At 69.6% G+C, this 13081-nt stretch carries 10 protein-coding genes; 5 read left to right on the plus strand and 5 right to left on the minus strand.

All coding sequences use genetic code 11. The features are described from left to right. Window positions 1-46: 46 nt before the first annotated feature. On the minus strand, window positions 47-1828 hold the full coding sequence (locus tag NYO99_RS08355; RefSeq protein WP_268166707.1) for a GGDEF domain-containing protein: 1782 nt from the start codon (window positions 1826-1828) through the stop codon (window positions 47-49). An 80-nt stretch (window positions 1829-1908) separates the two neighbouring features. Between NYO99_RS08355 and NYO99_RS08360 the strand changes: the two genes are divergently transcribed. Together NYO99_RS08360 and NYO99_RS08365 are read left to right on the plus strand one after the other, a co-directional pair. Next, entirely contained in the window at window positions 1909-3384 is a 1476-nt protein-coding gene (locus tag NYO99_RS08360; RefSeq protein WP_268166709.1) for a M20 family metallopeptidase, read from the plus strand. 13 nt (window positions 3385-3397) lie between these two features. Next, window positions 3398-4345, plus strand: coding sequence for a LysR family transcriptional regulator (locus NYO99_RS08365; RefSeq protein WP_268166711.1), 948 nt, complete (start codon window positions 3398-3400; stop codon window positions 4343-4345). On the opposite strand, the gene NYO99_RS08370 is transcribed toward NYO99_RS08365, so the two are convergent. Then, window positions 4346-4864: a hypothetical protein gene (locus NYO99_RS08370; RefSeq protein WP_268166712.1), complete on the minus strand. Its 519-nt coding sequence runs from the start codon at window positions 4862-4864 to the stop codon at window positions 4346-4348. 82 nt (window positions 4865-4946) lie between these two features. Between NYO99_RS08370 and NYO99_RS08375 the strand changes: the two genes are divergently transcribed. The 3 genes from NYO99_RS08375 to rsmA are packed head-to-tail and all read left to right on the plus strand — an operon-like array spanning window position 4947 to window position 9402. Next, window positions 4947-7313, plus strand: a complete 2367-nt coding sequence (locus NYO99_RS08375) for an LPS-assembly protein LptD (RefSeq protein WP_268167364.1) — start codon at window positions 4947-4949, stop codon at window positions 7311-7313. Further along, window positions 7310-8623, plus strand: a complete 1314-nt coding sequence (locus tag NYO99_RS08380; protein WP_268166713.1) for a peptidylprolyl isomerase — start codon at window positions 7310-7312, stop codon at window positions 8621-8623. The genes NYO99_RS08375 and NYO99_RS08380 overlap by 4 nt, the downstream gene beginning before the upstream one ends. Beyond that, the gene (gene rsmA, locus NYO99_RS08385; protein WP_268166714.1) at window positions 8611-9402 is read left to right on the plus strand and encodes a 16S rRNA (adenine(1518)-N(6)/adenine(1519)-N(6))-dimethyltransferase RsmA; all 792 of its coding nucleotides are present in this window, start codon (window positions 8611-8613) and stop codon (window positions 9400-9402) included. Before NYO99_RS08380 ends, rsmA begins: the two co-directional genes overlap by 13 nt. A gap of 247 nt (window positions 9403-9649) precedes the next feature. Here rsmA and NYO99_RS08390 read toward each other — a convergent pair whose 3' ends face one another. The 3 genes from NYO99_RS08390 to NYO99_RS08400 all read right to left on the minus strand — a co-directional run bounded on the left by NYO99_RS08390 (window position 9650) and on the right by NYO99_RS08400 (window position 13044). Continuing rightward, complete coding sequence (locus tag NYO99_RS08390) at window positions 9650-10045, minus strand: barstar family protein (protein WP_056873061.1); 396 nt, start codon at window positions 10043-10045, stop codon at window positions 9650-9652. 45 nt (window positions 10046-10090) lie between these two features. Next, complete coding sequence (locus NYO99_RS08395; RefSeq protein WP_422395484.1) at window positions 10091-10513, minus strand: guanyl-specific ribonuclease; 423 nt, start codon at window positions 10511-10513, stop codon at window positions 10091-10093. A 233-nt stretch (window positions 10514-10746) separates the two neighbouring features. Continuing rightward, window positions 10747-13044 carry an NADP-dependent malic enzyme gene (locus tag NYO99_RS08400; RefSeq protein WP_268166715.1) on the minus strand — a complete coding sequence of 766 codons (2298 nt, stop codon included), beginning with the start codon at window positions 13042-13044 and terminating at the stop codon, window positions 10747-10749. Window positions 13045-13081 lie beyond the last annotated feature (37 nt).

Genomic DNA, 13081 nt, shown 5'->3' on the forward strand with positions numbered 1-13081 from the left:
GCCCTGGGCCGTCGTTTTCCCCGATCTTGCCGCAGGCTTGATGACGCTAGCCCGCTTCCCGCAGCGGCTGTGGTGGCGGGTCTGCACAGCGCACCTGGTTGCGGCCGTCTGACTTGGCGGCGTAGAGCGCGCGGTCGGCGTTGCGGTAGAGCTCGTCCAGCTCGACCGGCTGGCGCGCTTCCACCCAGGCCAGGCCGAAGCTGGCGGTGATCTGCAGTGGCGTGCCGTCGGGCAGCTGCACGGGCTGCGTGGCCAGGGCCAGGCGCAGCCGTTCGGCCAGCTGGCGGGCTTCGTCGGGCCGGCAGCCCACGGCCAGCAGGATGAACTCCTCGCCGCCGTGGCGCGCCAGCAGTTCCCCCTGGCGCACCTGGCCGCGCGCAATCTCGGCGGCCGCGCACAGCACCGCGTCACCGGCCGGGTGGCCGTGCTCGTCGTTGATGCGCTTGAAGTGGTCCATGTCGAACACGATGAGGGCCACCGGCCACCCGTGGCGGCGTGCCTGGGCGAGCAGCCGTGCCGCCTGCTCGCTGAAGGCGCGGCGATTGAGCAGGCCGGTCAGGAAGTCGGTGTCGCTGGCCTGGCGCAGCTGCGCGATGAGCTGCTCGCGCTCGGCCTCGAGCGCGCGGCTGCGCTGGGTGGCCTCCTGCAGCGCGGTGACCGCCCGCGCCATGTCGCCGATCTCGTCGGTGCGCAACATGGTGGCGGAGTTGGCCGCGGGCTGGATGTGTTCGCCACGCATCACGGCGTTCATGGCGCGCGTGCTGCGCAGCAGTGGCAGCAGCACACGGTGGCGGATCAGCAGGAACACCGTCAGCTCGATGCACAGCACCGCCAGCCCCAGCCCGGCATTGATCGCCATGCGCAGGCGCGCCGCAGCGACACGCTCGGTGGCGCTGTCGCGCGCGGCGGCGAACAGCGCATCGCGCAGCGCGACGATGCTCTTCATCGGCGGCACGTAGCGGGCGACAAACGCGGCCGAGTCCAGGCCATAGGGCTGGCCGGTGATGCCGCGCTCGGTGAGCTGCTCGATGAAGGGCAGGTCGGCGGCGAAGTACTGCGCCTCCATCGCGGCGATGGCGGCCTGCAGCGGTGCCGGCGTGTGGCCCGCGCGGGCCTGCAGCTCGATGAGCTTGCGCAGTTGCTCGATGCGCCCCAGCAGCAGTGGAATCTCGCGCTGTTCCTCGCGGCCCAGTGGCTGGCCGGTGGCCAGTGGGGCGGTGAACTGCGAGCCCAGCCGGCCGGCGTACTCGCGCAGCTCGGCCGCGTAGCGCGCGCCGACCAGCGGCATGGCCAGTTCGGGGTAGACCGCCTCGGCGGCGGCGGACTGCGTGGTGACGCCGGCCAGCACCGTGTCGATGACGGCAAACATCAGGTCGATGGGCGCGCGCGTCAGCCGCTGGCCCGGTGCGCTGCGCCGGGCGTGGGGCAGCGCGGCGACGCGGTCGACCTCCACGCGCGCATGCGCCAGCTCCCGCCGCGCCTTCTGCAGCTGGGCCAGTGTGGACAGCGAGGCGGCGTCGCTCAGGCCGGTGAGCGCGGTCAGCGCTTCGTCGAAGGCGGCGTCGGTGGTGTGGCGGAAGGCCTGCAGCCGCTCGCGTTTGGCGGGGTCGGCAGGCTCGGTGTCGTTGAGCACCGGGATGGCCGGCCCGCGCTCGGCAGAGGCCTTCTCGGCCACCTTCATCACCAGATAGGCGCGCTCCATGGCGGCCAGCCCCAGCTCCGCGGCCGCCACCTGCCGCCCATCCATCCAGATGGAGCGCAGCAGCAGCGCGGAGACGAGCGCCAGCAGCAGGCCGGTCGTCAGCAGGAACAGGCGGGTCAGGCGCATGGGTGAGGGTGTAACAGCCCATTATGGGAGCGCCTAAACTGGCCGGCGCGCGCCACAAGCGCCGACACAGGAGTTCCGCCATGAATGCACGAGATCCCCACCTGCCCCTGCAGGCCGACGAGGCCACCGCGCTCGGCGCGTTTGCCGCCCAGGTCTGGGACGACGAGATCGTCCCCGCGCTGACCGACTACATCGCCATCCCCGCCAAGAGCCCCATGTTCGACGCCGACTGGGCGGCCAATGGCCACCTGGAGAAGGTGTTGACCCAGGCCGCGGCGTGGGTGGAGAGCAAGAAGGTCGCGGGCCTGACGCTGGAGGTGGTGCGCATCCCGGGTCGCACGCCGGTGATCTTTTTCGAGGTGCCGTCCACCAAGCCGGGCAGCGACGACACCATCGTGCTGTACGGCCACCTGGACAAGCAGCCCGAGTTCAGCGGCTGGCGCAACGACCTCGGCCCCTGGACGCCCAAGTACGAGAACGGCCTGCTCTATGGCCGCGGCGGTGCGGACGACGGCTACGCGGTCTACGCCTCGCTCACCGCCATCATGGCGCTGGACCAGCAGGGCATTCCGCGCCCGCGCTGCGTGGGCATCATCGAGACCTGCGAGGAAAGCGGCTCCTACGACCTGCCGGCCTACATCGACATCCTCAAGCCGCGCCTGGGCAATGTGTCTTTGGTGGTCTGCCTGGACTCCGGCGCCGGCAACTACGACCAGCTGTGGCTCACCACCTCGCTGCGCGGCATGGTGTCGGGCGTGCTCAAGGTCGAGGTGCTGAGCGAGGGCATCCACAGCGGTGATGCGTCAGGCTGCGTGCCGTCCTCCTTCCGCATCCTGCGCCAGGTGCTGGACCGGCTGGAAGACAGCAAGACCGGCCGCCTGCTGCCCGAGAGCTTCCACTGCGAGATCCCCGGCGCACGCCTGGAACAGGCCCAGGCCACCGCGGCCATCCTGAAGGACGAGGTCTACAAGCGCATGCCCTGGGCCTGCGGCGCCGATGGCGGACCGGTGCTGCCGGTGACGACCGACCCGGTGGAAGTGCTGCTCAACCGCACCTGGCGGCCGACGCTGTCGGTGGTGGGCGTGGACGGCTTCCCCGAGCTGAAGAACGCCGGCAATGTGTTGCGCCCTTACACCGCCTTCAAGCTCAGCCTGCGCCTGCCGCCGCTGATCGACGGCAACGAGGCCGCACTCAAGCTCAAGGCGCTGCTGGAAGACAACGCGCCGTACAACGCCAAGGTCACCTTCGTGCCCGACGGCCGCGCCGGGGCCTTCGGCGCCACTGGCTGGAACACGCCCGACCTGTCGCCTTGGCTCAGCCAGGCGCTGAACGACGCCAGCCAGACGCACTTCGGCGCGCCGGTGGGCTACATCGGCCAGGGCGGCACCATCCCGCTGATGAGCATGCTGCAAAAGGGCTTCCCGAGCGCGCAGATGATGGTGTGCGGCGTGCTGGGCCCCAAGAGCAACGCCCACGGCCCCAACGAGTTCCTGCACGTGCCCTACGGCAAGCGGCTGACCGCTGCAGTCGCGCAGGTGATGGCCGCCCATCCCTGATCGCCCGCGCCGGATGGACCAGCTCCGGGCCATCAAGGTCTTCGTCCGCGTCATCGATGAGGGCAGCTTTGCCGGCGCGGCGCGGGCGCTGGACCTGGCGCCGGCCGTCGTCACGCGGCTGGTGGCCGAGCTGGAGGAGCACCTCGGCACGCGGCTGCTGAACCGCACGACGCGACGGCTGGCGCTGACCGAGATCGGCGAGGCCTACCTGGAGCGCGCGCGGCGCATCCTGGCCGATGTGGACGAGGCGGCGGCGCTGGCCGCGTCGGCCACGCAGGAGGTGCGCGGGCTGCTGCGCATCCTGTGCCCGCCGGCCATCGCGGTGCACCAGCTCGCCAAGCACCTGCCGCGCTTTCACCGCGACTACCCGGCCGTGACGCTGGAGATCACGTCGCCCGGGCCGGTGGAGACGGTGGACGATGGCTACGACCTCACCATCTTCCTGACCCGCGACCTGCCCGACGGTGACTTCATCGCCCGCCGCCTGGCGCGCAGCGAGTTCATCATGTGCGCGTCGCCGGACTACCTGGACCAGCGCGGCCGCCCGCAACACCCGCTGCAGCTTAAGGAGCATGACGCGCTGCTGCCGCCCACGTCCATCCTGATGCGCGGGCTGACGTTGCAGCGCGGCGACGGGGCCGAGGAGGTCACGCTGCCCATCGTGCCGTCGCGCGCGGCGCTGTCCACCACGCACATGGACACCAACTACGCCGCCGCCCTGCACGGCCTGGGCGTGGCCGGCCTGCCCAGCTTCATGGTGGAAGACGCGCTGCTGGAGCAGGCGCTGGAGCGCGTCATGCCGCAGTGGCGGCTGTTCAGCACCACGCTGTGGGCCGGCATGCCCACGCGCAAGTACGTGCCGGCGCGCACGCGCGCCTTTCTGGACTTCCTGCTGCAGGTCTTCGGCGGCGAGGACCGCGACCCCTGGCTGGTGGCAGCCGGCTGCGCGACCTGCCCCTGACTACCTGAGGCTGAAGCCCAGCTCGAAAAACTCGGGGAAGCGCGCCTCCATCGCGCGCTTCAGCGCGCCCAGCGCCACGTAGCGCGAGGCCGTCTTGACGATGTAGGCCAGCAGCCGGCGTTCCTCGGCATGGCCCTGGCCCAGCAGCGTCAGGTGGTGGCGCAGCGCGCTCCATTCCAGGCGTCGCCAGTACTCGCCGAAGTCGGCGGCCAGCTCGTCGTGCAGTTGCCCGGCGGCGCGGCAGGCCTCCCAGTGGCGCACGGCGACGTCGATCTCCTCGGCCTCGTCCCGGCTCTGCGTGGCCGGGCGCAGCAGGGCGGCGATGCCGTCGGTGGGCGAGCCCTGCGGCGCCTCGTCGATCAGGCGCTGCAGCACGGTGTCCAGCCCGGCCTCGGCGATGCGCGCCAGGCCGGCCTGCAGCGCGGCCGCGTCGGGCGGCAGCCGGGCCGGCGGCTGCGCGCGCAGGGCGGCGCAGGCGTCGCGCAGGAGGGTGTCGGCGGAGGTGGCTGGGGAGGTCATGGGCAGGAAAGGGCTCGTGGATAATGAAATTCTAAGAAGCCGGCCCCGGCAAACCCACTGACTTCGTGCCCCCTTGCCGCCTGTGCCGCGCCTGCCCCGAACGCCCCACCCCCGCCCGCTGTCCGCGCTGATCGCCCTGGCCCTGTGTGCCTGGGGGCCGGTGTCGGCCCGGCCGGCCGAGGAGGCCGTGACGCTGCGCGGCAGCCGGCTGCTGACGGCGCCGGCCAAGCCGACCACCAAGCCGGCCATGGTCATCACGGCCGGCAAGCTCACGGCCCAGACCGACCAGGATGCCCAGGCCGAGGACGGCGTGGAGCTGCGCTATGGCGAGCTGCTGCTGAATGCCGACAAGCTGAGCTACCGCGTCGTCGAGGACCTGGCGCGCGCCGAGGGCAACGTCCGCATCCAGCACAACGGCAACCTGTTCACCGGCCCGCTGCTGCAGATGTATGTGAACCGCTTCGAGGGCGAGTTCCTGACCCCGAGCTTCTTCCTGGCGACGACCGGCGGCGCCGGCAAGGCGCAGGTGGTGCGCTTCCACGACAGCAACCGCTTCAGCGCCACACAGGCCAGCTACAGCAGCTGCCCGGTTGTGGAAGATCAGGAGCCTGCCTGGCAGATCACCGCCAAGCAGCTGCGCCTGGACATGGCCGGCAACGAGGGCCAGGCCGATGGCGCCGTGCTGCGCTTCCTCGGCGTGCCGCTGCTGGCCGCGCCGGCACTGAGCTTCCCGCTGAGCTCGGCCCGCAAGTCGGGCTGGCTGCCGCCCAACATCTTCCTGGACAACCGCTCCGGCCTGGAGCTGGGCGTGCCCTACTACTGGAACATCGCGCCCAACCGCGATGCCACGGTGGCGCCGTTCGCGATGACCAAGCGCGGTGTGGGCGTGGACGCCGAGTTCCGCTACCTGGAGCCCGGCCACGCCGGCCGTATCAACGTCGACCTGCTGCCCGGCGACCGCGTCTACGGCAACTCGCGCTGGAGCCTCAAGCTCGAGAACGACGGCACGCTGGGCGACTGGCGCTACCGCCTCAAGAGCGAGCGCGTGTCCGACGACGACTACTGGAAGGACTTGTCGCGCCGTGTCGAGAGCCAGACGCCGCGGCTGCTGGCCAACGACTTCTCGCTGCAGCGCCACCGCGAGCTGTCCTGGGGCGTCATCGACAGCTACGCCCGCGTGCAGCGCTGGCAGACGCTGCAGGGCAGCGACGCGCTGTCGCGCTTCGACTCGCCCTACCAGCGCAGCCCGCAGCTGGGCGTGCGCGTGTCCACCGCCGCCGACGAGGCCGTGCTGGACAGCTTCCGCCCCTGGGGCCGCAAGGCGCGGCTGGAGGGCGGGCTGGAGCTGGAATACAACCGCTTCGACCTGCCGGGCTCGGCACTGGCCGGCCAGGCGCAGGGCGGCCAGCGCATGCACGCGCTGGGGCATGTGGCGGCGCCCGTGGGTGGCGAGGCCTGGTGGCTGATCCCGCGCGTGTCCGTCAACGCGGCGGCCTATGACCTGGATCAGCCGCTGGCCGATGGCCGCCGTCGCATGAGCCGGCTGATCCCGACGCTCAGTGTCGATCACGGCTGGGTGTTCGAGCGCGACACCAAGCTGTTCGGCCGCGCGATGCGCCAGAGCCTGGAGCCGCGCCTGCTGTACGTGAACACGCCGTACCGCGACCAGCTGAGCCTGCCCAACTTCGACTCGGCGCCCAAGGACTTCAACTTCGACTCCATCTACACCGACAACCAGTTCTCGGGCGTGGACCGGGTGTCGGACATGCATGCGCTGAGCTTCGGCGCCACCAGCCGCTGGATCAGTGCGTCGCAGGGCGAGGAGATCCTGCGCGTGGGCGCCGTGCAGCGCGTGCTGTTCCGCGACCAGCGCGTCACGCCCGATGGCCAGCCGGTCACGCAGCGCTTCTCCGACCTGCTGCTGGCCGCCGCCGCGCGCCTGGACGAGCGCTGGTGGGCCGACAGCACGCTGGAGTTCAACCCTGAGACCAACCGCTACGTGCGCTCGGTGGTGCGAGCCCGCTACTCGCCGGGGCCGTTCAAGACCTTGAGCGTCGCCTACCGGCTGGCGCGCGCGCAGAGCGAGCAGGTCGAGCTGGCCTGGCAGTGGCCCATCTACGGCCAGCCCGTCACCCAGCGCGGCGCCAACAGCCAGAGCTGCGGCGGTGCGTGGTACAGCGCCGGGCGCGTGCAGTACTCGCTGCGCGACAAGCGGCTGACCGACTCCGTGGCCGGCTTCGAGTACGACGCCGGCTGCTGGCTGCTGCGCTTCGGCGTCGAGCGGCTGTCGACCGGCCGGGCCGAGACCAACACCCGGCTCATGCTGCAGCTGGAGCTCGTGGGCCTCAGCCAGCTGGGCTCCAATGCCCTGAAGGTCTTGAAGGACAATGTGCCCGGTTACCGCCGGCTGAGTTCCGACCGTTCGCCGAGTTCAGACTTCCTCCCATGATCCATCGCCTTGCTCCCACTTTCCTCGCAGTGACGCTGGCCCTGGCCGCCCTCGGCGCCACGGCCCAGACGGCTCCCACGCTGCAGCCGGGGGACTACATCGCCGCCGTCGTCAACCAGGACGTCGTGGCCGCCAGCGAGGTCATCGCCCGCACGGAGCGGCTGCGCCAGGAGGCCCGCCAGAAGGGCGAGGTCATGCCCGAGACGGCTGGCCTGCGCAAGCAGGCGCTGGAGGCGCTGATCGAGGATCGCGTGCTCGTGACCCATGCGCGCGAGACCGGCAACAAGGTGGACGAGGCTGAGCTGGACCGCGTCGTTGCCAACGTGGCCGCGCAGAACAAGCTGACCATGCCGCAGCTGCTGCAGCGCCTCAAGCAGGACGGCACCGACTACAAGAGCTTTCGCGAGAACCTGCGCGACCAGATGATGACCGAGCGCGTGCGTGAGCGCGAGGTGCAGGGCCGCATCAAGGTCAGCGATGCCGAGATCGACGCCTGGCTGGACAAGAAGCGCCAGGCGCTGGAGCAGGGCGGGCAGGTCAACCTGGCGCAGGTGCTGGTGACGGTGCCCGACGGCGCCGCCGAGGCCGTCGTCGCTGAGCGGCGCGCGATTGCCGAGGCGGCGCTGGCCCGTGTCCAGGGCGGTGAGGATTTCGCCAAGGTCGCGCGCGAGGTCTCGGAGGACGGCAACAAGGCCCGTGGCGGCGAGATCGGCCTGCGCCCGGTCGACCGCCTGCCTGACATCTTCGTCAGCGCCGTCAAGGACCTGAAGAGCGGCCAGGTCGCCCCGGCCCTGCTGCGCAGCGGCGCGGGCTTCCACATCCTCAAGGTCGTTGAGCGCCAGGGCGCCGGGTCCATGACGCAGAGCCTGCAGACGCGCGCCCGCCACATCCTGCTGCGCCCCTCGGCCCAGCTGACCGCCGAGGTCGCCGCGCGCCGCCTGGCCGAGATGAAGCGTCAGATCGAGGCCGGCCAGGCCAAGTTCGAGGACCTCGCCAAGGCCAACTCCGAGGACGGCAGCGCCGAAGGCGGTGGTGACCTGGGCTGGATGGGCGCGGGTGGCTTCGTGCCCGAGTTCGAGGAGGCCATGAACGCGCTGGCGCTGAACGGCATCTCCGGCCCCGTCATGTCGCGTTTTGGCGTGCACCTGATCCAGGTGCTGGAGCGTCGCACCGTCGAGGTGGACCCCAAGGTGCTCCGCGACCAGGCCCGCGGTGCGCTGCGCGAGCAGAAGTACGACGAGGTCTACCAGGACTGGGTCAAGGAACTGCGCGCCAAGGCCTTCGTCGAAGTGCGTGAGTGGCTGGATTGAAGAGCCACATCCCCCGCAAGCGCTTCGGTCAGCACTTTCTGACCGACACGGCGCTGATCGACGCCATCATCGACCTCATCGCGCCGCAGGCCGGCGAGACGCTGGTGGAGATCGGCCCGGGCCTGGGCGCGATGACGCTGCCGCTGCTGGCGCGCATCCCGGCCGAGTCGCCCAAGCTGACCGTCATCGAGCTGGACCGCGACCTCGCCGCGCGCCTGCGCAAGCGTGACGACGTGGAGGTCATCGAGAGCGACGTGCTCAAGGTCGACTTCCGCGCGCTGGCCGTGGCCAAGGGTGCGAAGCTGCGCGTTGTCGGCAACCTGCCCTACAACATCTCCACGCCCATCCTGTTTCACCTGCTGGACGCGGTGGACGATGTCGTCGACCAGCACTTCATGCTGCAGAAGGAAGTCGTCGACCGCATGGCCGCCGGCCCTGGCAGCAAGGACTACGGGCGCCTCAGCGTCATGCTGCAGTGGCGCTACGACATCGAGTCGGTGCTGGATGTGCCGCCCGAGGCGTTCGATCCACCGCCGCGCGTGGACTCGGCCATCGTGCGCATGCAGCCGCTCAAGGCCCCGCCGGCGCTGGACCCGGCGCTGCTGGGCGAACTCGTCGCCAGCGCGTTCTCGCAGCGCCGCAAGCTGCTGCGCCACAGCCTGGGCAAATGGCTGGCCGAGCGCGGCTACCAGGGCCGCTTCGACCTGCAGCGCCGGGCCGAGGAAGTGCCGGTGCACGAGTTCGTCGCGCTGGCGCTGGAAGTGGCGCCGCCGCAATGACAAACGGGACCCAAGGGTCCCGTTTTCTTTTGGCTGGCGTTCGGCGCGTCAGGCCGCCGAACGTGACGTACGCGCGGTCAGGCCGCGCTCAGCCACATCGACGTGTCGAAGGCGCTGCACATCATCGGCATGTTCACGCCGAAGTTGGGGTTGCCAATTGTCGACTTCGCGCTTTTCGGCGCAGGCTTTTCAACCACCGGGGCCACCTCAGCAGCCCGCTCCCATGACCCGTTTTCTTGGGAGCGGGCTACTGAAAAGAATAGAAGCACCGGAAGGGGATCTTCCTGTCGGCCCAGTAGTCGGCCGTGTCGCGGAAGACGTCGAGCAGCTGCTCGCGGGCCTCGCGATCGAAACGCACGTTGTCGGGCAACTGCTCCAGCACCACGACGAAGCCCGGCTGGCTGCCGGCCTTGTGGACGAGGTCGGTCATGCAGTCATGCAGGGCGTCCAGGTTCTTGCCGAAGTGAGCAGGGAAGAGGAAGGCCTGCGCGATGCCGTCCAGCACGTCCTGCTTGGACTGCGCCTCCGACAGATTGGCGTACAGGAAATGCTGGCCCGCCTCTTGAGCGGCCTGCATCAAGTCCTCGACCCGGTAGGCCCGTATGGCCTGCACGATATTGGGACGGACGGTCTGCAAAAGCATGGTCGCGTTCCTCCTTTCAAGTCACAAAACAGCTGAACCTTGGCTTCACCGGCCGGCCCCGGCGCGAATGCGCTGGAAGCTGGCGTAGTGGTCACCGGTGTAATAACAGACCTCGGGCGACGTGGGCGGTGTGCCGCCACAGACGAGGCGGCGAGCGCCCCGGTTGCGTGCGCCAGGGGTCTTGACCGTGTATTCGCGATAGAAGCCGCGCGCCTTGCGGGGCAGCAGTCGTTCGCGATTGCCGAACACCGTGCCGTCCTTGCTGTAGGGAAATGGGCCGCCGGCCAACACGAGCCGGTGGGTTTCCTGAGCCTGGGCGGGCAGCTCGCTCAGCGATATTTCAGCCAGAGCGGGCGAGTCGGTGGGGGCTGCTTCCCTGGCCTGCACACCTCCGGCGAGGCCGGAAAGCAGCAGGGCGGTGGTGACCGCCGAGGCGCCGGAGCGCGCCAGCCACGAGAGCAAAGACACGGGTTTACCCTTGATTCGAAACCGATATGGTACCGAAGCGACCCCGAAAGCTCAAGCCGGCTCGGGGTGCCGGAGTTCCGCGCAAGGGCATGTGAGCCCGTGCTTACATGCGCGCAAGTGCTTGTTCTGAAAAGAGTTGTGACGGGGCGGTGACAGAAATTTTGGAATGAAAACTTCTGTCAATTGGGGGAGTCCGGGCGAGCTTGTCCGGCCCGTCCCAAGCCCAGCGCCCCTCAGCCTCGTGCCGCGTTGGCGTCGGCAACGGTCAGCGCCGTCATGTTGACGATGCGTCGCACGGTGGCCGATGGCGTCAGGATGTGCACCGGCTTGGCCGCCCCCAGCAGCACCGGGCCGATGGCGATGCCGCCGCCGGCGGCAGTCTTCAGCAGGTTGTAGGAGATGTTGGCGGCGTCGATGTTGGGCAGCACCAGCAGGTTGGCTTCGCCAGTCAGCGGGCTGTGCGGCATCAGCTGCTTGCGGTAGCCGGCGTCCAGCGCGGTGTCGCCGTGCATCTCGCCGTCGACTTCGAGCCACGGCGCCAGTTGCTGGATCAGCGCCAGCGTGTCGCGCATCTTGATCGCCGAGGGCTTGTCGCTGGTGCCGAAGTTGCTGTGCGACAGCAGCGCGGCCTTGGGCACCTGGCCGAAGCGGCACATCTCCTGCGCGGCCATGATGGTGATCTCGGCCAGCTGCTCGGCGGTGGGGTCGTAGTTGACATGCGTGTCGACCAGCATGACCTGACGGCCCGGCAGGATCAGGCCGTTCATGCACGCATACGTCTTGACGCCGGCGCGCTTGCCGATGACCTGGTCGATGTAGGACAGGTGGGTGGCCGTCGTGCCCCATGTGCCGCACAGCATGCCGTCGACCTCGCCCTTGTGCAGCATCATGGCGCTGATCAGCGTCAGGCGGCGGCGCATCTCGATCTTGGCGAGTTGCTGGGTGACGCCCTTGCGCTCGGTCATGCGCAGGTAGGTCTGCCAGTAATCGCGGTAGCGGTCGTCGTGCTCGACGTTGACGACGTCGTAGTCGCGGCCGTGCTGCAGGCGCAGGCCGAAGCGCTCCACGCGCTCGGCGATGACGGACGGGCGGCCGATCAGCGTCGGGCGGGCCAGGCCTTCGTCGACGACGACCTGGGCCGCGCGCAGCACGCGCTCTTCCTCACCTTCGGCATAGGCGACGCGCTTGTTGGGCGCGCGCTTGGCGGCGGTGAAAATGGGCTTCATCGTGTTGCCGGACGCGTAGACGAAGCTCTGCAGCTTCTCGCGGTAGGCATCCCAGTCCTGGATGGGGCGGGTGGCGACGCCGGAGTCCTCGGCCGCCTTGGCCACGGCCGGCGCGATGCGCGTCATCAGGCGCGGGTCGAAGGGCTTGGGGATCAGGTATTCCGGCCCGAAGGACAACGTCGCGCCCACGTAGGCGGCGGCCACCACTTCACTCTGCTCGGCCTGGGCCAGCTCGGCGATGGCGTGGACGGCGGCGATCTCCATCTCGACGTTGATGGTCGTCGCGCCCGAGTCCAGCGCGCCGCGGAAGATGTAGGGGAAGCACAGGACGTTGTTGACCTGGTTGGGGTAGTCCGTGCGGCCCGTGGCCATGATGGCGTCGGAGCGCACCTTCTGCACTTCCTCGGGCAGGATCTCGGGCGTCGGGTTGGCCAGCGCGAAGATCAGCGGCTTGTCGGCCATCGCCGCCACCATGTCGGCCTTCAGCACGCCGCCAGCCGACAGGCCCAGGAACACGTCGGCTCCCTGGATGACCTCGCGCAGCGAGCGCGCGTCGGTCTTCTGGGCGTACTCGGCCTTGTCCGGGTCCATCAGCTCGGTGCGGCCCTCGTAGACGACGCCGGCCAGGTCGGTCACGAAGATGTTTTCGCGCGGCAGGCCCAGCTTGACGAGCAGGCCCAGGCAGGCCAGCGCCGCAGCACCGGCGCCGGACGTGACGAGCTTGACCTGCTTGATGTCCTTGCCAACGACCTTGAGGCCGTTCAGGAAGGCCGCGCCGACGACGATGGCCGTGCCGTGCTGGTCATCGTGGAAGACGGGGATCTTCATGCGCTTGCGCAGTTCGCGCTCGACGTAGAAGCAGTCCGGCGCCTTGATGTCCTCGAGGTTGATGCCGCCAAAGGTCGGCTCCAGCGCGGCGATCACGTCGACGAGCTTGTCCAGGTCGTTCTCGGCCACTTCGAGGTCGAAGACGTCGATGCCGGCGAACTTCTTGAACAGCACGCCCTTGCCTTCCATCACCGGCTTGGACGCCAGCGGGCCGATGTTGCCCAGGCCCAGCACGGCCGTGCCGTTGGAGATGACGGCGACGAGATTGCCGCGCGAGGTGTAGCGGAAGGCGTTGGCCGGGTCGGCGACGATTTCTTCGCAGGCGGCGGCCACGCCGGGCGAGTAGGCCAGCGCCAGGTCACGCTGGTTGACCAGCGACTTGGTGGCCGCGATGGCCACTTTGCCGGGCGTCGGGAACTCGTGATATTCGAGGGCGGCCTGGCGGAGTTGGGCGCGTTTTTCTTCGGAGCTGGGCATGGCGGAACGGGCAGAACGGAGGCGCAAGGCCGGCGGG

The sequence above is a fragment of the Roseateles hydrophilus genome (genome assembly GCF_026712245.1).
Taxonomy (GTDB): Bacteria; Pseudomonadota; Gammaproteobacteria; order Burkholderiales; family Burkholderiaceae_C; genus Pelomonas; species Pelomonas hydrophilus.

Coding starts and splice junctions, on each gene's coding strand:
- NYO99_RS08355 (WP_268166707.1), bottom strand. CDS start 1,828: ATGCGCCTGACCCGCCTGTTCCTGCTGACGACCGGCCTGCTGCTGGCG.
- NYO99_RS08360 (WP_268166709.1), top strand. CDS start 1,909: ATGAATGCACGAGATCCCCACCTGCCCCTGCAGGCCGACGAGGCCACC.
- NYO99_RS08365 (WP_268166711.1), top strand. CDS start 3,398: ATGGACCAGCTCCGGGCCATCAAGGTCTTCGTCCGCGTCATCGATGAG.
- NYO99_RS08370 (WP_268166712.1), bottom strand. CDS start 4,864: ATGACCTCCCCAGCCACCTCCGCCGACACCCTCCTGCGCGACGCCTGC.
- NYO99_RS08380 (WP_268166713.1), top strand. CDS start 7,310: ATGATCCATCGCCTTGCTCCCACTTTCCTCGCAGTGACGCTGGCCCTG.
- NYO99_RS08390 (WP_056873061.1), bottom strand. CDS start 10,045: ATGCTTTTGCAGACCGTCCGTCCCAATATCGTGCAGGCCATACGGGCC.
- NYO99_RS08400 (WP_268166715.1), bottom strand. CDS start 13,044: ATGCCCAGCTCCGAAGAAAAACGCGCCCAACTCCGCCAGGCCGCCCTC.